This window comes from Bradyrhizobium sp. A11, assembly GCF_042077125.1.
Classification (GTDB): domain Bacteria; phylum Pseudomonadota; class Alphaproteobacteria; order Rhizobiales; family Xanthobacteraceae; genus Bradyrhizobium; species Bradyrhizobium japonicum_B.
In genome coordinates, this window is the sequence record NZ_CP149509.1 from 3,360,315 (window position 1) to 3,384,149 (window position 23,835).

Annotated in this window: 20 protein-coding genes and 1 pseudogene; 15 read left to right on the forward strand and 6 right to left on the reverse strand. The window is 64.8% G+C overall.

Annotated elements, in window-relative coordinates; genetic code table 11:
- Nucleotides 1-140 precede the first annotated feature (140 nt).
- From WI560_RS15545 to WI560_RS15570, 6 genes are all read left to right on the forward strand, one after another.
- Complete coding sequence (locus WI560_RS15545) at nucleotides 141-2,174, forward strand: VTT domain-containing protein (RefSeq protein ID WP_375308691.1); 2,034 nt, start codon at nucleotides 141-143, stop codon at nucleotides 2,172-2,174.
- Nucleotides 2,174-2,839, forward strand: a complete 666-nt coding sequence (locus WI560_RS15550; RefSeq protein WP_375160338.1) for an endonuclease/exonuclease/phosphatase family protein — start codon at nucleotides 2,174-2,176, stop codon at nucleotides 2,837-2,839. Before WI560_RS15545 ends, WI560_RS15550 begins: the two co-directional genes overlap by 1 nt.
- A 133-nt stretch (nucleotides 2,840-2,972) precedes the next feature.
- Nucleotides 2,973-3,164, forward strand: a complete 192-nt coding sequence (locus tag WI560_RS15555) for a hypothetical protein (protein ID WP_375160337.1) — start codon at nucleotides 2,973-2,975, stop codon at nucleotides 3,162-3,164.
- A 230-nt stretch (nucleotides 3,165-3,394) separates the two neighbouring features.
- Nucleotides 3,395-3,715, forward strand: coding sequence for a DUF1476 domain-containing protein (locus WI560_RS15560; protein WP_375308692.1), 321 nt, complete (start codon nucleotides 3,395-3,397; stop codon nucleotides 3,713-3,715).
- A 101-nt stretch (nucleotides 3,716-3,816) separates the two neighbouring features.
- Nucleotides 3,817-4,107 (forward strand): hypothetical protein, encoded by a 291-nt coding sequence (locus WI560_RS15565; RefSeq protein ID WP_375308693.1) that lies wholly within the window; start codon nucleotides 3,817-3,819, stop codon nucleotides 4,105-4,107.
- A 677-nt stretch (nucleotides 4,108-4,784) separates the two neighbouring features.
- Nucleotides 4,785-5,702, forward strand: coding sequence for a septal ring lytic transglycosylase RlpA family protein (locus WI560_RS15570; RefSeq protein WP_375308694.1), 918 nt, complete (start codon nucleotides 4,785-4,787; stop codon nucleotides 5,700-5,702).
- On the opposite strand, the gene WI560_RS15575 is transcribed toward WI560_RS15570, so the two are convergent.
- Complete coding sequence (locus WI560_RS15575) at nucleotides 5,699-6,652, reverse strand: alpha/beta fold hydrolase (protein ID WP_375308695.1); 954 nt, start codon at nucleotides 6,650-6,652, stop codon at nucleotides 5,699-5,701. The two genes, WI560_RS15570 and WI560_RS15575, sit on opposite strands and share 4 nt — an antisense overlap.
- A 152-nt stretch (nucleotides 6,653-6,804) precedes the next feature.
- Between WI560_RS15575 and WI560_RS15580 the strand changes: the two genes are divergently transcribed.
- The 9 genes and pseudogenes from WI560_RS15580 (at nucleotide 6,805) to WI560_RS15620 (ending at nucleotide 16,577) form a co-directional block, all read left to right on the forward strand.
- Nucleotides 6,805-8,067, forward strand: coding sequence for a D-alanyl-D-alanine carboxypeptidase family protein (locus tag WI560_RS15580; RefSeq protein ID WP_375308696.1), 1,263 nt, complete (start codon nucleotides 6,805-6,807; stop codon nucleotides 8,065-8,067).
- A gap of 2 nt (nucleotides 8,068-8,069) precedes the next feature.
- Nucleotides 8,070-8,756, forward strand: a complete 687-nt coding sequence (tmk, locus tag WI560_RS15585) for a dTMP kinase (RefSeq protein ID WP_257179786.1) — start codon at nucleotides 8,070-8,072, stop codon at nucleotides 8,754-8,756.
- Entirely contained in the window at nucleotides 8,753-9,799 is a 1,047-nt protein-coding gene (locus tag WI560_RS15590; protein WP_375308697.1) for a DNA polymerase III subunit delta', read from the forward strand. The genes tmk and WI560_RS15590 overlap by 4 nt, the downstream gene beginning before the upstream one ends.
- A 109-nt stretch (nucleotides 9,800-9,908) precedes the next feature.
- A complete protein-coding gene (gene metG / locus WI560_RS15595; protein ID WP_375308698.1) occupies nucleotides 9,909-11,888 on the forward strand; it encodes a methionine--tRNA ligase in 1,980 nt (659 codons plus the stop codon).
- Nucleotides 11,889-11,900: 12 nt separating this feature from the next.
- A complete protein-coding gene (locus WI560_RS15600) occupies nucleotides 11,901-12,677 on the forward strand; it encodes a TatD family hydrolase (RefSeq protein ID WP_375308699.1) in 777 nt (258 codons plus the stop codon).
- Between the two features lie 13 nt (nucleotides 12,678-12,690).
- Nucleotides 12,691-13,484: pseudogene (locus tag WI560_RS15605) on the forward strand (MBL fold metallo-hydrolase).
- 169 nt (nucleotides 13,485-13,653) lie between these two features.
- On the forward strand, nucleotides 13,654-14,244 hold the full coding sequence (locus WI560_RS15610; protein WP_257179781.1) for a TRAP transporter small permease: 591 nt from the start codon (nucleotides 13,654-13,656) through the stop codon (nucleotides 14,242-14,244).
- A 2-nt stretch (nucleotides 14,245-14,246) separates the two neighbouring features.
- A complete protein-coding gene (locus WI560_RS15615; RefSeq protein WP_375308700.1) occupies nucleotides 14,247-15,560 on the forward strand; it encodes a TRAP transporter large permease in 1,314 nt (437 codons plus the stop codon).
- A gap of 39 nt (nucleotides 15,561-15,599) precedes the next feature.
- Nucleotides 15,600-16,577 (forward strand): TRAP transporter substrate-binding protein, encoded by a 978-nt coding sequence (locus WI560_RS15620; RefSeq protein WP_375308701.1) that lies wholly within the window; start codon nucleotides 15,600-15,602, stop codon nucleotides 16,575-16,577.
- A gap of 60 nt (nucleotides 16,578-16,637) precedes the next feature.
- Here WI560_RS15620 and WI560_RS15625 read toward each other — a convergent pair whose 3' ends face one another.
- The 5 genes from WI560_RS15625 to WI560_RS15645 form a co-directional block, all read right to left on the reverse strand.
- A complete protein-coding gene (locus WI560_RS15625) occupies nucleotides 16,638-18,287 on the reverse strand; it encodes an acyl-CoA synthetase (RefSeq protein ID WP_375308702.1) in 1,650 nt (549 codons plus the stop codon).
- Between the two features lie 23 nt (nucleotides 18,288-18,310).
- Nucleotides 18,311-20,194, reverse strand: a complete 1,884-nt coding sequence (locus tag WI560_RS15630) for a TRAP transporter large permease subunit (RefSeq protein ID WP_375308703.1) — start codon at nucleotides 20,192-20,194, stop codon at nucleotides 18,311-18,313.
- Between the two features lie 15 nt (nucleotides 20,195-20,209).
- Nucleotides 20,210-21,229 (reverse strand): TRAP transporter substrate-binding protein, encoded by a 1,020-nt coding sequence (locus WI560_RS15635; RefSeq protein WP_028136417.1) that lies wholly within the window; start codon nucleotides 21,227-21,229, stop codon nucleotides 20,210-20,212.
- A gap of 875 nt (nucleotides 21,230-22,104) precedes the next feature.
- Nucleotides 22,105-22,800: a VIT family protein gene (locus WI560_RS15640; RefSeq protein WP_375308704.1), complete on the reverse strand. Its 696-nt coding sequence runs from the start codon at nucleotides 22,798-22,800 to the stop codon at nucleotides 22,105-22,107.
- Between the two features lie 53 nt (nucleotides 22,801-22,853).
- The gene (locus WI560_RS15645) at nucleotides 22,854-23,720 is read right to left on the reverse strand and encodes a ferritin family protein (RefSeq protein WP_375308705.1); all 867 of its coding nucleotides are present in this window, start codon (nucleotides 23,718-23,720) and stop codon (nucleotides 22,854-22,856) included.
- Between the last annotated feature and the right edge of the window lie 115 nt (nucleotides 23,721-23,835).

A 23,835-nucleotide genomic window follows, 5' to 3' on the forward strand; every position in this document is an offset into this window, starting at 1 on the left:
CCGCGCATCCCTGAGGCATGGAACCCCTTGAGCATTCAGCGCGTTTAGACGCGAACGTGATTTGCGAGGTCCACCTGCTTCAGAGCTCATCGACCCTGATACCCGGCGACACTGTCTGGCGACGGTGCAAGGCGCGGCGCGTGGCGGTCCTGAACGATGCCGCCGCTTATTTCGCGGCACTGCGCGAGACGCTGCTCGAGGCTCAAGATCTCGTCTACATCGTCGGGTGGGATATCCATAGCGAGACCAGGCTGGTTGGAGCTTCCGGACGGGCCGATGACGGCCTGCCCGAACAGCTCGGCCCTTTCCTGCGCGCGCTCGTGCAGCGCCGGCCGGGGCTGCGGGTCAACATTCTGGTGTGGGATTTCGTCTCGTTCTACGCCTCGGAAAGGGAATGGAATTCGGCGGCGAAGTTCACCGCCGACACCGACGGACGCGTCCAGTTCGTGCTGGATTCCACGCTTCCGTTCGGTTCGGCCCAGCACCAGAAGATCGTCTGCGTCGACGGATCACTGGCGTTTGTCGGCGGGCTCGACCTGACGATCAGGCGTTGGGACACGAGCGAGCATTGCGCCAACCAGCCGTTGCGCTGCGACCCCCAGGGCAAGCCATACAAGCCGTTTCACGACGTGCAATGCCTGGTCGACGGTGACGCCGCCTCCTCGCTGTTCGAACTCGTGGAGCAGCGCTGGCGTGCCGCGGGCCAGCAGACGCCTGATCGGCGCGCACCGAAGAGCGTGCGCTGGCCCTCGCATGTGCCGGTCGAGGCCGAGCAGATGCCGGTGGGCATTGCCAGGACCGAAGTGGTCTGCCCTACGGGCTCGACCATCCGGGAAGTCGAACGCTCGCTGATTGCGGCGATCCGGTCGGCGACCAGCTTCATCTACATCGAGAACCAGTTCACCAGCGCCACTGGGATCGCACAAGTGCTGGCGGAGCAGATGAAGCGCGTGCCGTCGCTTCGCGTTCTGGTCGTCGCTCCCAAACTGCATTCCTCGTGGCTGGAGTCCCAAGCCATGCAAAACGGCCGCGGGGCATTCATCGATTGCTTCAGCGAAGCGGGCGTGGCCGACCGCATCCGCTTCGTCTACCCGGTCTCGTGCGACGGGGACCAGGAAGCGGCCGTGATGGTGCACAGCAAGCTCATGATCGTCGACGATCAGATCCTGCGGATCGGTTCAGCCAATCTCAACAACCGGTCGATGGGAGCCGACAGCGAATGCGACCTGATCTTCGAGGCCGTATCCGACGAGCATCGCACCTTCATCGCGTCGGTCCGCCGGCGCCTGATCGCCCATTTCTGCGGCCTGGATGAACGACGCGTTGCGCAGAACGACGATCACCTCCTTGCTCTCTTGGACGAGGTGTCGAAAGCCGGCGGGGCCAAGACGCTGCGGGCCGTGGAGCCCTCGGTCATCACCAGCACGCTCGCGACCCTGGTTCAGCCGGTCGCGGATCCCGAGCATCCCTTGCACTTCGAGCGTGCGGCTTCGCGCATGTGGCGCACCAAGACCATCATCGGGATCGTCGCGATCGCCGTGGCGCTCCTGGGCCTGGCGACGGCCTGGTCATATACCTCCTTGAGCGATTTCACCGACACGGGGCGCCTCTCGACCTTGCTGTCCAGGTATTCGCACTCCGGCTGGGGACCGCCGCTCGCGATCGTGGCTTTTGTCCTCGGCGGGCTGGTGGTGTTTCCGGTGCTGGTGCTCATTGCGGCGACGGCGGCCGCGCTCGGGCCCTGGCTGGGTTTCGTCACGGCGACCGCGGGCGTGCTGCTCAGTGCCTTCATTCTTTTCGTGATCGGACGGGCACTTGGACGACGGCGGCTCCAGCAATTGCTCGGACGGCGTGCGGCGCGGATCCAGGACCGGGTTGTCGGCAAGGGCATCCTGGCCGTCGTCGTGATCCGGATGATCCCCATCGCACCGTTCTCGATCGTGAATGTCGTGGCCGGCGCGAGCACGCTGCCTCTGCGTGACTTCCTGGTCGGAACCGCGCTGGGCATGACGCCAGGCATCCTTGCCATGGCGGTTCTGGGGGCCCAGATCGCGGACGTCGCCCGCAGTGCATCCTGGAGCAGCATGTTGCTGCTCGTGCTGGCGTTCCTGGGCTGGCTCGGCCTCTGCGCCGGCGCGCAATTCCTGGCGACCTGGCTCGCCGGGAGGCGCTGATGCGCTTTATGACATGGAACGTGCATGGCACGTTCAACCTCAATCCGAAGTTCGATCTGGAGGGTGTCTGCTCCATCCTTCGCAAATGGGCCCCTGACGTCGTCGCGCTTCAGGAGGTGGATTCGCGGTCGAGGTCGGACGATCCGTTCGCGAAACTCGCGAGTGTCGTCGGCGATCACCGCGTGCACGCCAAGTCGATCGTCACCGAGGATGGCGAATACGGTCAGATGCTCCTGAGCCGTTTTCCGTTCTCCGCTGTTCCGGAGATCGTCGACGTGTCGTATCGGGAGCGCGAGCCGCGCAGAGCCATCGCGACAAGCCTGCTCACTCCGTCCGGGGACGTGCGCGTGGTTGCCACGCATCTCGGCTTGAGCATTCACGAGCGCTATGCGCAGGCGCAGGCCCTGGTGAGCCTGGTCCGGCCGGCGAGGACCGTCGTTCTCGGCGACTTCAACGATTGGTTTTGGGTCAGGTCGGTGCGGCGCGTGCTCGCGCAGGTCTGCCCGAACCGGACGCGGCTGCGAACTTTCCCGTCGCGTCTCCCTCTGATGCGGCTTGACCGGATCTATGCCACCTCCGACAGCCGGATCGCGAAAGTGTGGACCGACGAAGCGGCGCGAGCCTTCTCGGACCATCTGCCCGTCATCGCCGAGATCGAGCTGTAGAGGCCTTCGAGGCCCATAAAAACTCTCTACTTTACAATCACATAGCTACTGTGCATGGGCTTGTTTTTCGATATTTGTGAGGCCGCGCACCGGCAGGCGAGGAACTCTTTCCTCACGCCCGCGTTATGTCGCCATGACTGAAGATCTTTCGTTCCGACGCAAACCCCTGACCCCCGAGCAGCGCCAGGCGCGCGATGCGACACGCCGTGTCGAGGCCGAAAAGGCCATGCGCGACCATGAAGCGGCGCAAAAGGCGTTTTACGCCAACAAGGAACGGCTCAGAGCCGAGCGCCTTGCGCGCGAGGCCGCCGCGGCCAAGGATTGAGCGAAGCGCTGAGCGAACGCGGCTGATCCAACCAGATCGTTGAACTGATCCGAGACGCGCCCACCGGCCTTGCTGCCGGTGGGCGTTTTCGCGTTGTACCGTGCAACGGCTGGCTTGACGGCCTTCGCGGTCCGGGAGGAAGCTTCCGTCAGATCCGATCGACGTGAACCGCGGAGACGTTCGACCCCAGCCAGTCCGATCCCATCAGCGAAAGCGCAATGGAGCTGACCATGACCACGTTCGACAAGCGCGAGCAGGGCTTCGAGGCCAAATTCGTCCACGACGAAGAACTCATGTTCAAGGCCACGGCCCGGTCCAACAAGCTGCTCGGTCTGTGGGCCGCAAGCCGGCTCGGTTTGACCGGCGATGCCGCTGCCAATTACGCAACGACGCTGGTCACGGACCATCTGCAAGACAGGACGATGAACGAAGTGGTGGACGAGGTGTCGGCCGATCTTGCCGCCAGCGGCGTCGCGCGTGAGCAGGTCGCGCAAAAGCTCCAGGAGTGCCTGCATCAGGCGCTCGCGCAGCTCGAGGCCGACAAGCAATAGACGGCGATCCGCTGCGTCCAGCGACTGGCGCCTTCCGCGCGACATTTCGTGCTACCGTTGCCGCGCGCCGTCGCGTGGCGGCGCGGATCGGGAGGCGGGGAGTGACGCGAAGCGGCTTCGGCAGATGGACCGGTAAGATCGCGCTCGCCGGCGCGATCTTGATTGGCGCCGGCTCCGCGCAGGTCTCGGCGAGCCCGCTGACGCCATTCCGATACGAGGCGCAGGCGCAGCGTCATTGTCCGCACGACAAGGTGGTGTGGCTCGATTTCAAGAAGGGCGTCTATTACCGCAAGGGTCAGAAGCGGTACGGCGAGGGCTTAGACGGCAGCTTCGTCTGTCAGAGCGAGGCCCGCGGCGGCCTCTATCGCCGCTCGCTGCTGGGCCTGCGCTGAGCGGCACGTGGGAAGGAGAGGGTGGCGCTCAGGCGAAGGCCAGCGCCACGAGGCTCGAGCAGAGCAGGACCAAGCCGCCGGCAGTCAATGCCAGGAAGCCGTCAGATACCAGGTCATGGTTGCGCATGGGACACCTGCCGCTCTCGTCTTCGATGCCCGCTCGGATCGATCAAGAATTGTCCGAACGTGCGGTCTTGAAAGAGGTGATGCTTGCCGTCTGCGCGAGTGCCGTCAGGCCCTCGTGCGGTAACCTTCAAACGCATGGGCCAGGAAGATCCCCGCGCTTACCAGACCCATCAGTGCCGAAACCGTCTCGATCATCGTTAAATTCCAAATCCCGCCCTTGCATCCGAGAGAACGCGGGCGGCCTTGCACAGTCAAAAGAATTCCAGAGAGCGGTGCGACAATGGGGGTGGAGTGAGGATTCGGCGCAACAGAATGTCCAGCCGTGGCACAGCGCAGGCGGCCTCGTTCCGTAGAACAACGGAAAAATGCGAACGTCCCGTTTACCATGCCGGCGGGATCGCTGCGCGCTCCCCATTTCCGCCGTGTTCGGGTTGCGTTATCGTTACCGCTTCCGAGACGGTGGTGGGCCGCTTCGGATCAGATGACCGGACAGCGATCCCCGTAGCCAAAGCGGGTTGGGTACGCCTCCGGCAAAGTGGTATTTGGGGCGAATGGGGATCCGACGGTCAGATTCGATTTTGCGGGCCGCGCGTGGTGTCGCGGCGGTCGCAGCCTGCGTTGCGCTGGGCAATTGCGCCTCCTCGAACAAATTCGCCAGCCGCGTCGATCCGAAATACGGCGTGTCGTCCAGCCCCCGGGTCGTGGCTTTCGGGGACCCCGTTCCGAAGGGCGGCGGCACCTACCGCATCGGCAAGCCCTATGTCGTGGCGGGCCGGACCTACGTGCCGGAGGAGGACGTCAATTATCGCGCCGAGGGCGTGGCGTCCTGGTACGGCGACGATTTCCACGGCCGCCTGACCGCCAATGGCGAAGTGTTCGACATGACCTCGTTGACGGCGGCGCATCCGACCCTGCCGATGCCGTCCTACGCCCGGGTGACTAACATCTCGAACGGCAAGTCGCTGATCGTCCGCGTCAATGACCGCGGCCCCTATCACGGCAACCGCCTCATCGACGTCTCGAACAAGGCCGCCGAACTCCTTGAATTCAAAGGAAATGGTGTCGCCAAGGTCCGCGTCGAATATGTCGGTCTGGCACCGCTGGAAGGCTCCGACGACCGCCAGCTCCTGGCGACCCTGCGCACCGGCGTTCCGGCGCCGTCGCCCTCGATGGTCCGGGTCGCCTCGGCCAAGCCGTTCGTGCCGGAGCTGCCATCATCGGCCCGCGGTGCCATTCGCGGCGACGTGCCGATGCCGGAGGGCCGGCCCTACAATCTCGGCAGCACCTCCGCCGACATGGCCTCGCTCAATGCGACCTCGGAAATGTCGGCCTCGAGCCGCAGCCGGGGCCGGGCGCTCCAGAACGCCCGCGCCGTGTCCTATGACGCTGACGGCCGCTACGCGACGGAGACCACGTCCGACGGCGCCGCCGAGGCGCGCAACATCCTGAGTGGCCGTGGGCTCTATTAGGCCAAGCTGGCCTTCAGGAATTGCACCAGCGCTGCGTTCACCTCGTCGGGCCGTTCCTGCTGCACCCAATGGCCGGCGCCCTCGATGATCAGCTTTTGCTTCAGATTCGGCAGCACGCGCTCGAGCTCGTTGACGCGTTTGGCGCCGATCAGGCCGGTGATGACGGCGTCCTTGGAGCCGGCGATGAACAGCGAGGGCTGACGGATCTGCGCGTCCTGCCAGGGCGCCGTCAGCTCCCAATTGCGGTCGATGTTGCGGTACCAGTTCAGCCCGCCGCGAAAGCCGGACTTGCGGAAGCTTTCGGTGAAATAGGCGAGGTCAGCCTCGCTGAGCCAGCCGGGCAGCGGTTCCTCGGCAGTGGCGTGGCCGAGAAAGCCCTTGCCCTCCTGCACGAACATCGCGGCGGCGGGGTCGGCCAGGCCGCGTCCCCCGAGCACGACGCGCATGGTGCGGGCGACGTCGCGCTCCAGCTCGGCCTCGGCGACACCCGGCGCCTGGAAATACTGCCAGTAGAAATTGGTGACGCCGCCCTGGCGCAGCAGGTCGAGCGGCTTGCCGCGGCCGCGGAACGGCGGCGGCACGCTCAGGCCCGCCACCGCCGTGAAGATGTCGGGCCGGAACAGCGCCGCATGCCAGGCGACCGGCGCGCCCCAATCGTGGCCGACCACCATCGCCCTGGCCTCGCCGAGCGCCTGCACCAGGCCGACCACGTCGCCGACCGTGTCGAAGATCGAGTAGGCCGCAACCTCGGGCGGCGCGGCGCTCTGGCCGTAGCCGCGCATGTCCGGGGCGACGACGTGAAACCCGGCAGCCGCGAGCGCCGGGATCTGGTGGCGCCAAGAATAGGACAGCTCGGGCCAGCCGTGGCACAGCACCACCAGCGGACCCTGGCCGGCTTCGCGGATGAAGAGATCGATGCCGTTGGCTTTGATCATGCGCGTGGAGGACATCGCTTTTCCGCCTTGTTTCAGGGATTTGGTCGGGAAAGGTGAGGTGCCACGATAGGGGCACGGCGAGAATCGTGCAATCTCTGGGCAGGCGTCCAACGTCGCGTTGTTCGCGCCGATTCCAGCTGTTAGAACGCTGCTCTCAGGGCTTGGCCATGACATGTCGTCTTCTTTCGCACCGTCGCACCCGGTTCACCGCCGGAGCGCTGGCGCGCGGCCTGATGGCGACGATCCTGGTGGCAAGCGTCGGCTGGAGCGGGGCGCTTCTGGCCGCCAACCAGAGCGTCCAGGGCGCCAAGAAGGCGGATGATACCGGCTTCGACGGCGATGCTCCGACCGCGATCCTGATCGAAGCCACGAGCGGCAGCGTGCTGTTCGAGAAGAACGCCGACGAGCTGCGCGCGCCCTCCAGCATGATGAAGCTGATGACGGCGGAGGTCGTCTTCAATGCGGTCAAGAAGGGCGACATCAAGCTGACCGACGAGTACCGGATCAGCGAGAACGCCTGGCGGCGGGGCGGTGCGCCGTCGGGCGGCTCGACCATGTTCGCCGCCATCAACAGCAAGGTCTCCGTCAACGATCTCCTGCACGGCGCCATCATCCAGAGCGGCAACGACGCTTGCATCGCGCTCGCCGAAGCCATGGCCGGCAACGAGAAGATCTTCGCGGCCGACTTCATGACCAAGCGCGCCCGCGAGCTCGGCATGACCAGATCGACCTTCGGCAATTCCAGCGGGCTGCCCGACCCCGCCAACAAGATGACGGTGCGCGAACTCAGCATGCTCGCCCGCCACATCATCCTGGACTTCCCCGAATTCTACAAACTGTTCGGCGAGAAGGAATTCACCTGGAATAAGATCCGCCAGCCCAACCGCAATCCGTTGCTCAATTCGCTGGAAGGCGCCGACGGTCTCAAGACCGGCTACACCAAGGAAGGCGGCTACGGCATGGTCGGCTCGGCCGTTCAGAACGGCACGCGGCTGATCGTCGTCGTCAACGGACTGGACGACCCCGACGATCGCGCCAGCGAAGCCAAGAAGATGCTGGAATGGGGTTTTCGCAATTTCGAGACCCGCACGCTGATCGCGGCCGACCAGCCCGTCGGCTATGCCAAGGTGTTCGGCGGCGAGAGCCGCTCGGTCAAGCTCGTCGCCAAGACCCCGGTGAAGGTGATGGTGCACAAGAACGGCAGCGACAAGCTGATTGCGCGCGTCGTCTATAGCGGCCCGGTGCGGGCGCCGGTCGAGGCCGGCCAGAAGGTCGGCGTGGTCAGGGTCTGGCGCAGCGGCAACATCGCGGTGGAGACGCCGGTCTATGCGGCTGAAGCGATCGGCACCGGCTCGACCGTGCGGCGCGCGATCGACGGCGCCAGCGAGCTCGTGATCGGCATGTTCCGCGCAGGCGCCGAGAAGCTCTGATCATGAGTGAGAGCCCAGGACAGCGGCCGTCCGGACGCGGACGCTTCATCACCTTTGAAGGCGGCGAGGGCACCGGCAAGTCGACCCAGATCAAGAAGCTGGCCGACCGCCTCAAGGCGGCCAAGCTCCGCATCCGCGTCACCCGTGAGCCGGGCGGCTCGCCGGGCGCCGAGATCATGCGTCATCTGGTGCTGTCGGGGATGGGCAGGCTGCTCGGTCCGGAGGCGGAGACGCTGCTGTTTGCCGCCGCGCGCGACGATCATGTCCGCACCGTGATCCTGCCTGCGCTCAACCAGGGCGTCTGGGTGCTCTGCGACCGCTTCGCCGATTCGACGCGGGCCTATCAGGGCAGCCTCGGGCGCGTGCCTGAAGGCCTGATCAACGCGATGCAGCGGGTCACGATCGGCGATCTCAAGCCGGATCTCACCATCATCCTCGATTTGCCGGTCGAGATCGGCCTGCAGCGCGCCGCCGCGCGCCGCGGCAACGGCACGCCCGACAGGTTCGAAAGCGAGAAGCTCAGCTTTCACCAGGGCCTGCGCGAGGCCTATCGCAAGATCGCGGCGGACGATCCGGCGCGCTGTGTGCTGATCGACGCCAATTCCGACCCTGACACGGTCGCAGCCCGAATCTGGGCGGCGCTGCGCGATCGTCTCCTACCCACACCGGCTTCGGTGATTTCAGCATGAGCCCGCGCCAGTCCGAGCGTGAAACCGCCATTCCGCATCCGCGCGAGACCAGCCGTCTGTTCGGCCATCGCGAGGCCGAGGCGGCGCTGCTATCAGCCTATCGCAGCGGGCGGATTCCGCATGCCTGGCTGATCGGCGGGCCGCAGGGCATCGGCAAGGCGACGCTGGCCTATCGCATGGCGCGCTTCGTGCTCGCTCATGGCCAGCCGCTGGCGCCCGCCGTGCAGCACGCCCAGGACCTTGCGGTCGACCCCGATGACGCGGTGGCGCGGCAGGTGGCGGCCGGCTCGCATGGCGGGCTCTTGACGCTGGAGCGCACCGCCAACGATCGCGGCGTGATGCGCACCGTGATCACCGTGGACGAGACGCGTGAGACGATCGGCTTCTTCGGCTCGACCGCGGCGGCCGAAGGCTGGCGGGTCTGCATCGTCGACACCGTCGACGAGCTCAACCCGAACGCGGCCAACGCGCTGTTGAAGATTCTCGAAGAGCCGCCGCAGCAATCGCTGTTCCTTCTGGTGAGCCACGCGCCGGCGCGCGTGCTCGCCACCATCCAGTCGCGCTGCCGCAAGCTGCGCCTGCGGCCGCTCGCAACGGACGACGTGGTCGGGGCTGCGGCTGCGGCCGCCGAGCTCGATCCGAGCGATCCTGCGCTGCGCGAGGCGGCGGAGGCCTCCGAGGGCAGCGTTGCGCGGGCCCTGACGCTGCTCGGCGGCGATGCGCTGAAGCTTCAGCAGCGCACCGCCGCGCTGCTGGCGCGTCTGCCGCAGGTCGACCCGCGCGAATTACACACGCTCGGCGATTCCCTCGGCACCAGCGACCGCGTCGCGCTCGCCGCCTTCATCGACGGCATCGATCGCTGGATCGCCGAACGCCTGCATGCGGACGAGGCCAATGCCAACCAGAATTTGCCGCGCCTTGCGCGGCTAGCTGAGGTATGGGAAAAGATCGTCCGCGCCGCGCGCGACACCGAAACCTACAATCTGGAGCGCAAGCCCTTGGTTTTCTCGGTGTTCGGCTGGCTGGCGGACGCAACGCGCTAGAGAATGATCGGGAAAAGTGCAGGGCGGCTTTCCGAGAAGATCATGCTCAAGACCATAACGGAAGCGCAGAACCGTTTCCAAATTCGAGAAGCCGGTAAAGGAATTCGTCGTGGCAACGCGAGCTAAGAAAACCGTGAAGCGCAAGAGCGGCAAGAAGGCTGCGAAGAAGTCCGTCAAGACAGCCGCGAAGAAGGCGACGAAGGCGCGCGCGCGCAAAGCTGCCAAGAAGAGCAAGAAGGCTGCCGCCAAAAAGGGCGTGAAGAAGAGCGCAGCGAAGACGGCAAAGAAGGTCGGCAAGAAGGCGGTGAAGGCGACCAAGAAGCCAGCCAAGAAACCAGCCAAGAAACCAACCACGACTTCGGCGAAGAGGGTGGCCAAGAAGGTCAGGGTAGCTCCGCCGGCTGCGATCACGGCACCGGCTCCCGTGGTGGCGCCGCCGAAAGCTGCCAAGCCGAAGGCGCCGCGCGCGCCGAAGCCCGCCGCAGCTCCGCAAGCCGCAGCGCCGGCAGCTGTCCCAAAGGCTGCAGCGCCCGTTGCCTCTCCCGCGCGCGATAACGTCTTCTACATCACGACCGCCATCGCCTATCCCAATGGCAGCCCCCATATCGGTCACGCCTATGAGGCGATCGCGACCGACGTGCTGGCGCGTTTTGCGCGGCTCGACGGCAAGGACGTGTTCTTCCTGACCGGGACCGACGAGCACGGCCAAAAAATGGTCCAGACGGCGGCCGGCGAGGGCATGTCCGCAGCAGCACTCGCAACCCGCAACGCGGGCCGCTTCAAGGAGATGGACGAGCGTCTGAACGTGTCGTTCGACCGCTTCATCCGCACCACCGAGGAGCAGCATCATCGCTCCAGCCAGGAGATCTGGCGGCGCATGGAGGCGAATGGCGACATCTATGCCGACACCTATGCCGGCTGGTACTCGGTGCGCGACGAGGCCTATTATGCCGAGGACGAGACGCGTCTCAACGACGACGGCGTGCGGCTCGGCCCGCAGGGCACGCCGGTCGAATGGGTCGAGGAGAAGAGCTATTTCTTCCGCCTGTCGGCCTACCAGGACAAGCTGCTCAAGCTGTATGCGGATCATCCCGATTTCATCGGGCCGGATTCCCGCAAGAACGAGGTGGTCAGCTTCGTCAAGGGCGGCCTGCGCGATCTCTCGATCTCGCGCACCACGTTCGACTGGGGCGTAAAGGTGCCCGGCGACGAAGAGCACGTGATGTATGTCTGGGTCGACGCGCTGACCAACTACATCACCGGCGTCGGCTTTCCCGACGAGAACGACAAGAACTGGCGCTACTGGCCGGCCGACGTGCACATCATCGGCAAGGACATCATCCGTTTCCACGCCGTGTATTGGCCGGCGTTCCTGCTGTCGGCGGGAATCCCGCTGCCGAAGCGGGTCTATGCCCACGGCTTCCTGTTCAACAGGGGCGAGAAGATGTCGAAGTCGGTGGGCAACGTCGTCGATCCCTTCAACCTCGCCGACCAGTACGGCGTCGACCAGATGCGCTATTTCTTCCTGCGCGAGGTGCCGTTCGGACAGGACGGCAACTACAATCACGAGGCCATCGTCGCGCGCATCAACGCCGACCTTGCCAACGATCTCGGCAATTTGGCGCAGCGCTCGCTGTCGATGATCGCCAAGCAGCTCGGCGGCGTGCTGCCCGAGCCCGGCGAGTTCAGCGACAACGACAAGGCGATCCTGGCGATGGCCGACGGCATGGTGGCCGCGTCCCGTGAAGCCATGGCGACGCAGCAGATCCACCAATGGCTCAACGCCGTCTGGGCCGTGGTCGCGGAGGCCAACCGCTATTTCGCCGGCGAGGCGCCGTGGGCGCTCGCCAAGACCGATCCTAGCAGGCAGAAGACGGTGCTCTACGTCACCGCCGAGGTCGTGCGCCAGATCGCGATCCTGGCTCAGCCTGCGATGCCGGCCGCATCCGGCAAGCTGCTCGACAGCCTCGGTATTCCGGAGGGAGAGCGCAGCTTCGCCATGCTCGGCGGTGCCAAGCGGATTGCGCCGGGCTCGACGCTGCCGGCTCCGACGCCGGCGTTCCCGCGCTACGTCGAGCCGGCGGCCTAGAGGCATTCGCCGATGCTGGTCGACAGCCACTGCCATCTGGATTTTCCGGACTTTGCGGAAGATCTCGACGGTATCGTGTCGCGGGCACGCGCGGCCGGGATCGGGCGCATGGTCACGATCTCGACTCGGGTTCGGAAACTCAATCAGCTTCTTGCCATCGCCGAACGCTACGACGACGTCTATTGCTCGGTCGGCACCCATCCGCACAACGCGGATGAGGAGGACGGCATTGCAGCGGACGAGCTGGTTGCGTTGACGGAGCATCCCAAGGTCGTCGCGCTCGGCGAGGCCGGGCTCGACTATTTCTACGACAACGGCTCGCCGGAGGCGCAGGCGCGGGGCTTTCGCGCCCACATCGCCGCCGCCCGCGCCACCGGCCTGCCGCTGGTGATCCACACCCGCGAAGCCGACGAGGACTGCGCCCGCATCCTGGAAGACGAGGCGGCCAAGGGATCGTTTCGCGCCGTGCTGCATTGCTACACGGGCGGGCGCGAGCTGGCACTTAAGGCGGTGTCGCTCGGGCTCTATATCGGCTTCACGGGCATCCTGACTTTCAAGAAGTCGGAAGCCCTGCGCGCGCTCGCGACCGAACTGCCCTCCGATCGTATCCTGGTCGAAACCGACTCGCCCTATCTTGCGCCGGGCAAGTTCCGCGGCAAACGCAACGAACCTGCCTATGTGGTGGAGGTGGCAAAAGTGCTGGCTGAGACGCGCGGGGTGTCGTTCGACGAGATCGCGCGCCAGACCAGTGAGAATTTCTTCCGCCTGTTCTCGAAGGTGAAGCCTTGAAACCGGGAGCCGCATGACGCTGACACTGACGATCCTGGGCTGCGGCTCCTCCGCCGGCGTGCCGCGCCCGGCGCTCGGCTGGGGCGCCTGCGATCCCAACAATCCCAAGAACCGCCGCCGCCGCTGCTCGCTGCTGGTCGAACGGAAATCAGAGCACGGCACCACGCGCATCCTGATCGACACGTCGCCGGATTTGCGCGAGCAATTGCTCTCGACCAACGTCGATCACATCGATGCGGTGTTCCTGACGCATGAGCACGCCGACCAGACCCACGGCATGGACGATCTGCGATCGGTCGTGATGCACATGCGCCGCCGCATCCCGACCTATTTCAATCAGTCGACCGCCAAGGACATCCTGTCGCGCTTCTCCTATTGCTTCATCTCGCCGGAGGGCAGCGACTATCCGCCGATCCTGACGCGGCATTCGATCGAAGCCGGCGAAAGCCAGACCATCCTGGGGAAGGGGGGCGCCGTGACGATGACGGCCTTTCTGGTCCAGCATGGCAACATTCCCGCGCTGGGCTATCGCATCGGGAATGCAGCCTACACACCCGACCTCAACGACATCCCGCGCGAGAGCTGGGATGCGCTGGAAGATCTCGACCTCTGGATCGTCGACGGCCTGCGCTACACCATGTCAGCCATTTCAGCATCAATGACGCGCTGTCCTGGATCGAGCGGTTCAAGCCAAAGCGCGCCGTCATCACCAACATGACCGCCGATGTCGATTACGAAGTGATCCGGCAATCGCTGCCCGCGGGCGTCGTGCCCGCCTTTGACGGGCTGCGGCTGGAGACGCATTGAACCTGCGGTAGAAATTCGCCTGCCGGCAGGCATAGTCCTTGCTTGAGTTGGCTCCATCATGTTGATCTAACGTCTGAAAGACTGGGCGTTGGCCAAGGGCGATATTGAGGCAGGTTCGGCGGCGCGCGATATGCGATCGCCGAGCCCGCCGAAACGCCTCCGTGTGAGGATGGGATTGGTGGCTGGGGACGACGAAACGGCTGGTGGACCGGTGCGCCGCGCGCTGGATCTTCTTTATCTCGGGGCAGGCTACGCCGCCGGCGTCTTCCTGGTTGCGATCTTTGCCATCATGATGCTCATGTCGGTCGGCCGCCAGTTTGCGATCAACATTCCCGCCGGCGATGACTTCGCGTCGTGGTGCATGGCCGCGATGGCTTTCCTCGGCCTTGCGCATACCTTCAAGCGGGGAGAGATGATCCGCGTCGGCCTGCTGCTGGAGCGCCTGCACGGGCGGACCAAGCAGGTCGCGGAGATCGTGGCGCTCGGTATCGCCACTGTCTTCATTCTCTATTTCACCCGCTATGCCGTGCAGATGACCTACGATTCCTGGCGCTTCAACGACGTGGCGCAGGGCGTGGTCGCGCTTCCGCTCTGGATCCCCCAGCTCGGTTTCGCCGGCGGTCTTGCGATCCTGTCGATCGCGCTCATCGACGAAATGGTCAATGTCGTCGGCGGCGGCCGCCCAAGCTACGAGAAGGGCTCGCCGGACGAGACGCCTGAAGAGTTCGTCGAACGCATCTCGCAGGGCGGCGGAGGTTGACCATGGCCAATCTCGGCATGATCGAGCTCTCTTTCATCCTGCTCGGCGTCATGATCCTGCTGCTGGGAAGCGGCGTCTGGATCGCGGTCTCGCTCGGGCTCGTCGGCTTCGTGGCGATGTCGTTGACCACGAGCCTGCCGCTCGGCGCGGTGCTTGCGACCACCACCTGGAGCGCCAGCTCATCCTGGACCCTGGCCGCGCTGCCGCTGTTCATCTGGATGGGGGAGATTCTCTTCCGCACCAAATTGTCGGAAGAGATGTTCCGGGGATTGTCGCCCTGGGTGCAATGGCTGCCCGGGCGCCTAACCCATGTCAACGTGATCGGCTGCGGCATCTTCGCGGCGGTCTCGGGCTCTTCGGCAGCGACCTGCGCGACGATCGGCAAGATCGCGCTGCCCGAGCTCGACAAGCGCGGCTACGATAAAGGCTTGAGCCTCGGATCGCTCGCAGGCTCGGGCACGCTCGGTCTCCTGATCCCGCCCTCGATCCCGATGGTGGTCTACGCGGTCACGGCCAATGTCTCCGTGCTGCAGGTGTTCCTCGGCGGCTTCCTGCCGGGCGTGCTGGTGATGGTGCTCTATTCCGGCTACATCGTCATCTGGTCGCTGCTCAATCCCAAGAAGGTTCCGCCGCGCGATCCGCCGATGCCATTCCGGCAGAAGCTGCGCGAGTCGGCGAAGCTCGCACCCTGCCTGCTGCTGATCCTCGCGGTCTTCCTTTCGCTGGTGCTTGGTTTTGCGACCGCGACCGAATGCGCCGCCTGGGGCGTCACCGGGGCATTGCTGCTGGCCTGGTGGAGCGGCACGCTCACGCGGAAAAACTTCCTCGAGAGCATCATGAGCGCCACGCGCCTGACCTGCATGATCATGCTGATCCTGGCGGGCGCTGCCTACACCACGGCTGCGATGGCCTATACGGGCATTCCGGCGGCGCTCGCCACCTGGGTGCAGGGGCAACAGCTCACGCCGGGAATGCTCGCGCTTTATCTCAGCATCATGTACATCATCCTGGGATGCCTGATCGACGGCATCTCGATGATCGTTCTGACCGCCGTCATCGTGCTGCCCATGGTCAGGCAGGCCGGCCTCGATCTGGTCTGGTTCGGCGTCTACCTCATCATCCATGTCGAAATGGCGCAGATCACGCCGCCGGTCGGCTTCAATCTGTTCGTGCTCCAGAACATGAGCGGGCGCGACACGTTCACCGTCGCGCGGGCGGCGTTTCCATTTTTCGTGCTGCTGCTCGCCTCCGTGTTCATCATCACGGAGTATCCACAGATCGTGATGTTCCTGCCCAAGCTCGCCTTTCCAGACTGACCAAGCCACGCGTTCAATTTGACCGGGAGGAGAAGTTCAATGAAGTCTCGTTTTATCGGTGCAGGCCTGATGGCTTGCGCAATTCTGGCGGCAACGCCCGCCTTGGCCCAGACCAAATGGAATCTGCCGGCGGCCTATCCCGCCGACAATCCGCACTCCGAGAATCTCGTCGCCTTCGCCAAGGACGTCGAGGCCGCAACATCAGGCAAGCTGCAGATCACCGTCCATCCCGGCGCCTCGCTGTTCAAGGCACCCGACATCAAGCGCGCGGTGGTGACCGGTCAGGCGCAGATGGGCGAGGTGCTGCTCTCGATCCACGAGAACGAGGATCCCGTGTTCGGCGTCGACGTGGTGCCGTTCCTCGCGACCAGCTTCCCGGACGCGATGAAGCTGTATCAGGCCTCCAAGGCTGCGATCGTCAAGAAGCTCGATGCGCAGGGCCTCAAGCTGCTGTTTGTCGTGCCGTGGGCGCCGCAAGGCGTCTATGTCAACAAGCCGCTCGCGACCATCGAGGACATGAAAGGCCTGAAATGGCGCGCCTATAACGTCGGGACCGCGCGCATCGGCGAGCTGGTCGGCGCGCAGTCTGTCACGATTCAGGCGGCGGAGCTGCCGCAGGCGCTGGCGACCGGGGTGGTCAATTCCTTCATGTCGTCGGGCGGCACGGGCTACGACGCGAAGGCCTGGGAGTCGCTCAAATACTTCTACGACGTTCAAGCCTGGATTCCGAAGGACTACACCTTCGTCAACAAGGCCGCGTTCGACGCGCTCGACAAGCCGACCCAGGAGGCCATCCTCAAGGCGGCGGCAACGGCGGAAACCCGCGGCTGGAAAGCCTGGCAGGACAAGAGCAGCTGGTACCTCGACCAGCTCAAGGCAAAAGGCATGAATGTCGAGCCGCCGAGCCCGGCGCTCAAATCCGGCTTCCAGAAGATCGGCGAGCAACTGACGGCCGACTGGCTCAAGAAGGCCGGCGCCGATGGTCAGGCGATCGTCGACGCCTACAAGAAGATGTGAGGTTGAGGCCTTCCGCCCGCCGCCTTCCAATGCGCGGGCGGAAGGTATTCCGCAATCAGCTCAGGCCGAGATCGCCTTCGCCGATCCGACCTCGTTGCGCAGCAGGAATTTCTGGATCTTGCCGGTGGACGTCTTCGGGATGGGCCCGAACACGACGGCCTTTGGCGTCTTGAAGCCGCTCATGTGCGAGCGGCAGAAGGCGATGATGTCGGCTTCGCTGGCGCTGGCGCCGTCCTTCAGCTCGACGAAAGCGCAGGGCACTTCGCCCCATTTGGGATCGGGCTTTGCGACCACGGCGGCGAACAGCACGGCCGGGTGCTTGTAGAGGATGTCCTCGACCTCGACGGAGGAGATGTTCTCGCCGCCGGAGATGATGATGTCCTTGGAGCGATCCTTGATGATGACGTAGCCGTGCTCGTCGAGCACGCCGAGATCGCCGGTGTGAAACCAGCCGCCCTCGAACGCCTCCCTGGTCGCTTTCTCGTTCTTGAGATAGCCCTTCATCACGATGTTGCCGCGGAACATGACCTCGCCGATGGTCTCGCCGTCGCGCGGCACCTCCTGCATGGTCTGCGGATTGATGACGGTGACGCGTTCCTCGAGCGGGTAGGGCACGCCCTGCCGGCGCTTCATGCGCGCGCGCTCGGGCGCGGGAAGCTCGTCCCAGCCGGGCTGCTCGGCGCAGACGGAGGCGGGGCCGTAGACCTCTGTCAGACCGTAGACATGCGTCAGCTTGATGCCGATGCTTTCGGCGCCTTCGAGCACCGCGACCGGCGGCGCGGCGCCGGCGATCAGGCCGACGACGCGGCGGGCCGCATTGCCCTTGGGCGCGTCGGGGGCGTTGATCAGCGTGTTGTAGACGATCGGCGCGCCGCACATATGCGTGACGCCGTGCGCCTTGATCAGCTCGAAGATCCTGGTCGGCTCGACCTTGCGCAGGCAGACATTGATGCCGGCGGCCGCCGCGATGGTCCACGGGAAGCACCAGCCGTTGCAGTGGAACATCGGCAGCGTCCAGAGATAGACCGGATGCTGGCCGAGACCACCGGCGAGGATGTTGCTGACCGCGTTCAGATAGGCACCGCGATGATGGGTGACGACGCCCTTGGGATTGCCCGTCGTGCCCGAGGTGTAGCTCAGCGCGATGGCGTCCCATTCGTCGTTTGGCGTGATCGCCGCGAAGTTCGGATCGCCCTCGGCGACCGCCGCCTCATACTCGATCTCGCCGATGCGGCTGCCGCCTTTGAACGATGCGTCGTCGACGTCGACCACGAGCGGCTTGGGGCCCGTCATCTGCGCCAGCGCGTCGGTGATGACGCCCGAGAATTCGGGGTCGACCAGGATGATCTTAGCGCCGCCATGGTCGAGCTGAAACGCGATCGAGGGCGCGTCGAGACGGATGTTCAACGCGTTGAGCACGGCGCCGGTCATGGGCACGGCGAAATGAGCCTCGTTCATCGCCGGGATGTTCGGCAGCATCGCAGCGACGGTGTCGCCGACGCCGACCCCCTTGCGCGCGAGCCAGGACGCAAAGCGCCGGCAGCGCTCATGGGTCTCAGCCCACGTGAAGCTGCGGCCCTCATAGACCGTGCTGACATGATCGGGATAGACGGCGGCGCTGCGCGCGAGAAAGCTCAGCGGGCTCAGCGGCACGTAATTGGCGGGCGTCTTGTCGAGACCGACATTGTACTGGTTCTGCCGCTCGCTCATCGACACCCTCCTTAAATTGCGCCTCAAAGGAATCCGATCGAGATCCAGGGGAAGATCGCGACGATGATCAATCCCGCCAGCAGCGCCAGCAGATAGCCCCAGATCGGCCGGATACCTTCGGCCGGATCGACGCGTCCGATGGCGCAGGCGGCATAATAGCCGACGCCGAAGGGCGGGGCGAATAGCCCGATACCCATGGCGAGAATGATCACCATGGCATAGTGCACCTCGTGCACGCCGACGGCGCGGGCGATCGGAAACAGAAGGGGACCGAACAGCACGATCGCCGGAATGCCTTCCAGCACGCTGCCCAGGATGACGAAGGCCAGGATCGAGACGGCGATGAAGGTCGCAGCGCCCCCGGGCAATCCGGTCATGGCGGCCGCCAGCGAGCGCGAGAAGCCGGATTGCGTCAGGCCCCAGGCCATGCCGGTCGCCGTGCCGATGATCAGCAGGATCGCGCCCGACAGCGCCGCGGTCTCGACCAGCATCGGGAACAGCCGCCGCCAGTCGAAGCGGCGGTAGACGAGCAGGCCGACCAGCGCGCCATAGACGATGCCGATGGTGGAAACCTCGGTCGCGGTCGCGATGCCCTCGACCACGGCATAGCGGATCACGAAGGGCAATGCGAGCGCGGGCAGGGCGACGACGAAGGTCCTGCCGATCTCGGACGCCGTGGCGCGCCGGACGTGGCTCATGTCCTCGTGGCGGTAGCGCCACCACACCAGCATGCAGAGCGTGATCGCGAGCACGACGCCGGGCAGGAGGCCGCCGGTGAACAGCGCCGCGATCGAGACGCCGGTGACCGAGCCGATCGTGATCAGCACCAGGCTCGGCGGGATGGTCTCGGTCTGGGCGCCGGTCGCCGCCAGCAGCGCGACGAGGTCGCCGGGCTTGGCGCCGCGCTCTTTCATCTCGGGAAACAGCACGGGCGCGACGGCCGCCATGTCGGCAGCCTTGGCGCCTGAGATGCCCGAGACCAGGTACATGGCGCCGACCAGCACGTAGTGCAGGCCGCCCCTGATATGGCCGAGCAGGCTCGCCAGGAACGCCACCATGGCCCGCGCCATGCCGGTCATCTCGATCAGGACGCCCAGAAACACGAACAGTGGCACCGAGAGCAGGATGAGGTGGCTCATGCCCTCGTCCATCCGACCGACCAGGACCATCACCGGGGTCCGCGTCGCCAGCGCCAGATAGCCGAAGATCGCCAGGCCAAAGCCGAACGCAATGGGAACGCCGGCAAAGACGCAGAAGCCGGCGACGCCGACGAAGAAAATGACGAGGTTGAGATTGCCGAGCGAGCGCAGCAGCGGCTCCGCCAGCCAGAACAGCCCGACCAGGACGGCAACCGACAGCATCGCGGCCGCGACCATCCGGTAGTCGGCTGCGCGCAGCAGCCGCAGCAAGGCGAAGGTCGCCATCAGGCCGATGCCGGCCGGCAGCGCGGCGGCGCGCCACATATTGGAGATCTGGAGCGCCGGCGTCGTGATGTAGCTTTCTTCATAGGCGTAGTCGCAGGCGGGCCAGACGATCAGGATCAGGAATGCCAGGGCCGCCGCGGTCGCGACCAGATCGAGATAGGCCCGCATGGCCGGCCGCGCGCTGGCGACGACCGCGGTCATGCGCATGTGCTCGGAGCGGCGGAACGCAACCGCCGCACCCAGCATGGCGAGCCACAGGAACAGGATCGAGGCGAGCTCGTCCGACCAGATCAGCGGCCGATGCAGGCCGTAGCGCGCGACCACGCCGGCAAACAGGATCACGATCTCGGCGACGACCAGGATCGCCGCCGGGATTTCGACGGCGAGACCGAGCAGGCGCTCGAGCGAAGCCAGCAACGATGGTCGGCGAGGGGGCTGAAACGCCGCCTCGCCCACCACTGCGATCATCTCGACATGAGCCATGACGGCCCCAACGCGTTACGACAGCTTGCCGACGGCCTTTTCCAGCAGATCCCAGGCCTGATCGCCATACTTGCCCTTCCACTCGGCATAGAAGCCGGCGGTGCGCAGCTTGTCGCGGAAGGGCGCCACCGCAGGCTGATTGAAGGTCAGGCCCTTGGCCGCGAGCTCCTGTTGCAGGTTGGCATTGAGCTTGGCGGTATCGGCGCGCTCGTTGACCGCGGCGGCGTTGATGTGCTTGGCGACGATGGTGCGGACGTCCTGCGGCAGCTTTTCCCAGGCCCTGCGGTTGGCCAGGAACCAGAAGCCGTCCCACATGTGGTTGGTCAACGAGCAGTACTTCTGTACCTCGTAGAGCTTGGCGGTCGAGATGATCGCCAGCGGGTTCTCCTGGCCTTCGACGATCTTGGTCTGCAGCGCCGAATAGACCTCGCTGAAATTGATCGAGGCGGGCGCGGCGTCGAACGCCTTGAACATCGAGGTCCAGAGCGGCGAGACCGGCACGCGGATCTTGAAGCCCTTGAGGTCGTCAGGACCGGTGATCGGCTTGCTCGACGACGTGGTCTGGCGGAAGCCGTTGTCCCAGATCTTGTCCATGACCTCGAGGCCGGCCTTCTTGATCTCGCCGCGGACGAAGCCGCCGAGGTCGCCGTCCATGGCCTTCCAGACCGTGTCGTAGTCCGGGAACGCGAAGCCGATGCCGTTGATGGACGCGGCCGGCACCAGGGTCGACAGAATCAGACCCGACAGCGTGAAGAACTCGACGCCGCCGGAGCGGATCTGGCTCAGCATGTCGGTATCCGAGCCAAGCTGGTTGTTCGGGAAGATCTGGAGGTCGAACTTGCCGTTGGTCTCGCTCTTGATCGCCGCTGCCATCTCCTTGGCGCGGACGTTCAGCGGATGGGTGTCGGGCAGGTTATTGGCGTATTTGTAGGTGAACTCGGCGCTCTGGGCGCGGGCCACATGGGGCGCACCGATGCCGCCCAGGACCGCGGTCGCGGCGGAGGCCTTGAGAAGCGTGCGTCGGGAAAAGCTCATGAGTTTGCTTCCTCGGAAGGTTTGTTGTTGTTCTGAGATGCAAACCTATACGGACGGAAGGTCAGAAGGTCATCTGCGATCTCGCGAGGTCTTGCTTATTGCAGCCGGCCAAGGTCACGGCAATATCGGCTTTCGGAGACAGCGAGCGCCTTCGAAATCTGCAAAACAACCCCATGCACCGTAGCGGCCGAGAAACCGGGGGCGGGCTTCGAGGCCCGGACCGAAAACCAGCTGAAGCGAAGGCGCTATGGCAGGAATGCCGTCTAAATAACTGATCCAATTGTAGATAAAGATATTCCATAATATACCTTATGCGAATCAAGTATTGCTGCATGCCTAGAAGCCCCTTACACCAGGATCCGTCCCCGGACTGGTCGGTCGCCACGTTGGCGAAGGCCGCCGGCGCATCCCGATCGGTATTCGCGCAGCGTAGGTGAAGAGACGCGCCTCGCCTGTGATCGGGTCGAACGCCTTGGGGTTGGCCTCGACAAGCTCTCTTCCCGGTGCGGATCTGGACGATGCATGTCCGTGCGGTCACCCGGACGTTGAGCTGTTCCTCATCGCGGAGACTACGCGATTACTGCGCGCGATGAGGAAGACGCACTGACACGCTGAGGCACGCTGACTGCCGGGACGCTTCCCCGAGGCAGGTTCCGGCAAAGCGCGAAATTTTTGGCAGCCCCTTTGCGTCGCTCAAGACACGCCGCCTGCCCGCTCTCAAGGGAAGAATTGCCGCCCTGCTCCCGACACCTATACCGCGGTGCTTTCGGGTAGAGGGCTAGGCCGGCATATCCGCGATGAAGTCGGCTTCGGGCAAGAGACAGCGATGCCATCGTCGGCGAACTGCAGCGCCGCAAGTACAGAATTAGGAGCGACTAGACTGCGTGCCCTACGAGCGCGCCGATACCAGCGCTGGCGGCCATCGCGATGGCCCCCCAAAACGTGACTCGTAACGTTGGCTTCATCATGCCTGCGCCCCCAATGCGAGCGCTGAGAGCACCGAGCAACGCCAGGCAAAATAGAGATCCGGCAGACACGATCAGGGATGTTGAACCTGAGGGGGCGAGCAGCACGATGCCGATCGGCAAAGCTGCGCCGACCGAAAACGTCAGAGCAGAGGTCAATGCAGCCTGCACCGGTTGGGCGACTACATGGGCCGACAGCCCCAACTCATCTCTTGCATGCGCAGCGAATGCATCCTTCGCTGTCAATTGTTCAGCAACTTGGCGGGCCAGGGCGACCTCGACACCGCGATTAACATAGATTTTGCTCAGTTCGTCTAGCTCGGATTCGGGTGTATCAGCGAGTTCCTTGCGCTCTCGGGCCAGATCCGCCTGTTCGGTATCGGCCTGAGAACTGACCGAGACATATTCGCCGGCGGCCATCGACATCGCTCCGGCGACAAGCCCTGCGACCCCTGCCACCAGTACTTCGCCGAAGGAATTAGCGGCCGCAGCGACGCCTACAACCAGACTAGCAGTCGAAATGATGCCGTCATTCGCACCCAGCACGGCAGCACGCAGCCAGCCGATACGCTCGATGAGATGCGTTTCACGATGAATCGGATGCATAGCCGGCTTTCCCAATGGATAAGATTGCAAGCTGGACGGTTGCCGCAGGCGCGTCAGTCCGTCGCCAGCGATCGCAGCCAGGCCAGTCTAGAGATCGCGCGCTCGGCAAATTGCTGCAGGCGTTCGAGATGGGCCGCCTCGCTCGATCGCTCGGCGCCCTCGAGGTAACCGTCGACAAGCGCTTCGGCGATCTCCAATGGGCCTTTGCGTTCCATGGACGCCGGAAAGCTCCCGACACCCGCGGTGGCGTCGGCCATCTCGACCGTCTGTTGGCGAATGTCTCGGATGCGGAGCGCCGCCGGCCCGCTCAAGCGTTGTTCCATGTCGCCGAGCTGCGCAGCCAGGCGACGCTCGAGCCGTGCCGCGTCGATGCGAGGCAATGCCGTCTCGGCATTGTTGCGGTCGTGCTCGTGATGGTAGGCGCGACGCCGCTCCTTCCGCAGCGTGGCGACATGGCCGAGTTCCTCCTTGGCCATCGCCTCGGACGCCTTCTTGACCTCGGGATCATGCGAGTAGGCCGCCAGGTAGGACCAGAAGGCGAAGGCGCGCTCCTCGTTGCGGACCGCGATGGCGAGCGCGCGGTACGGCGTCATCAATCGTGATGTCTTCACCTCGGCGGCAGCTTCTGGGGCGAGTGCTTCCGGCGCTTCCCAGCGCACCATAGCGGGATCCGGGCGTTTGCCGCGGCGCGATTGCGACCACTGCGTCACACTGTCCACGTGCTCGCGTTCGGCGGCGGCGAGCCGGGTGAACACCTCCGCCAGATCATCCTTGCCCTGCCCGCGCATCTCTTCAGCAAGAGAGTCGTATTTTTTGGCCGCTTCCTGCTCCATAGCATGACCTAGCGCAAAGAGCTCGTCGAGAGACTCCAATACACCGACGGGCTCAGCACTGAGCAATGAGGTGCGCAACAGGGGCATAGCAAGGGTCCCGACACAACGGATGATTGGGTTCCGCGAGGATACAAATATTTTGGTTCGGCTTGACACAGGTAGACGTGCGCGATGAGTGTGGCACGTCAGCGGCGACAAATCA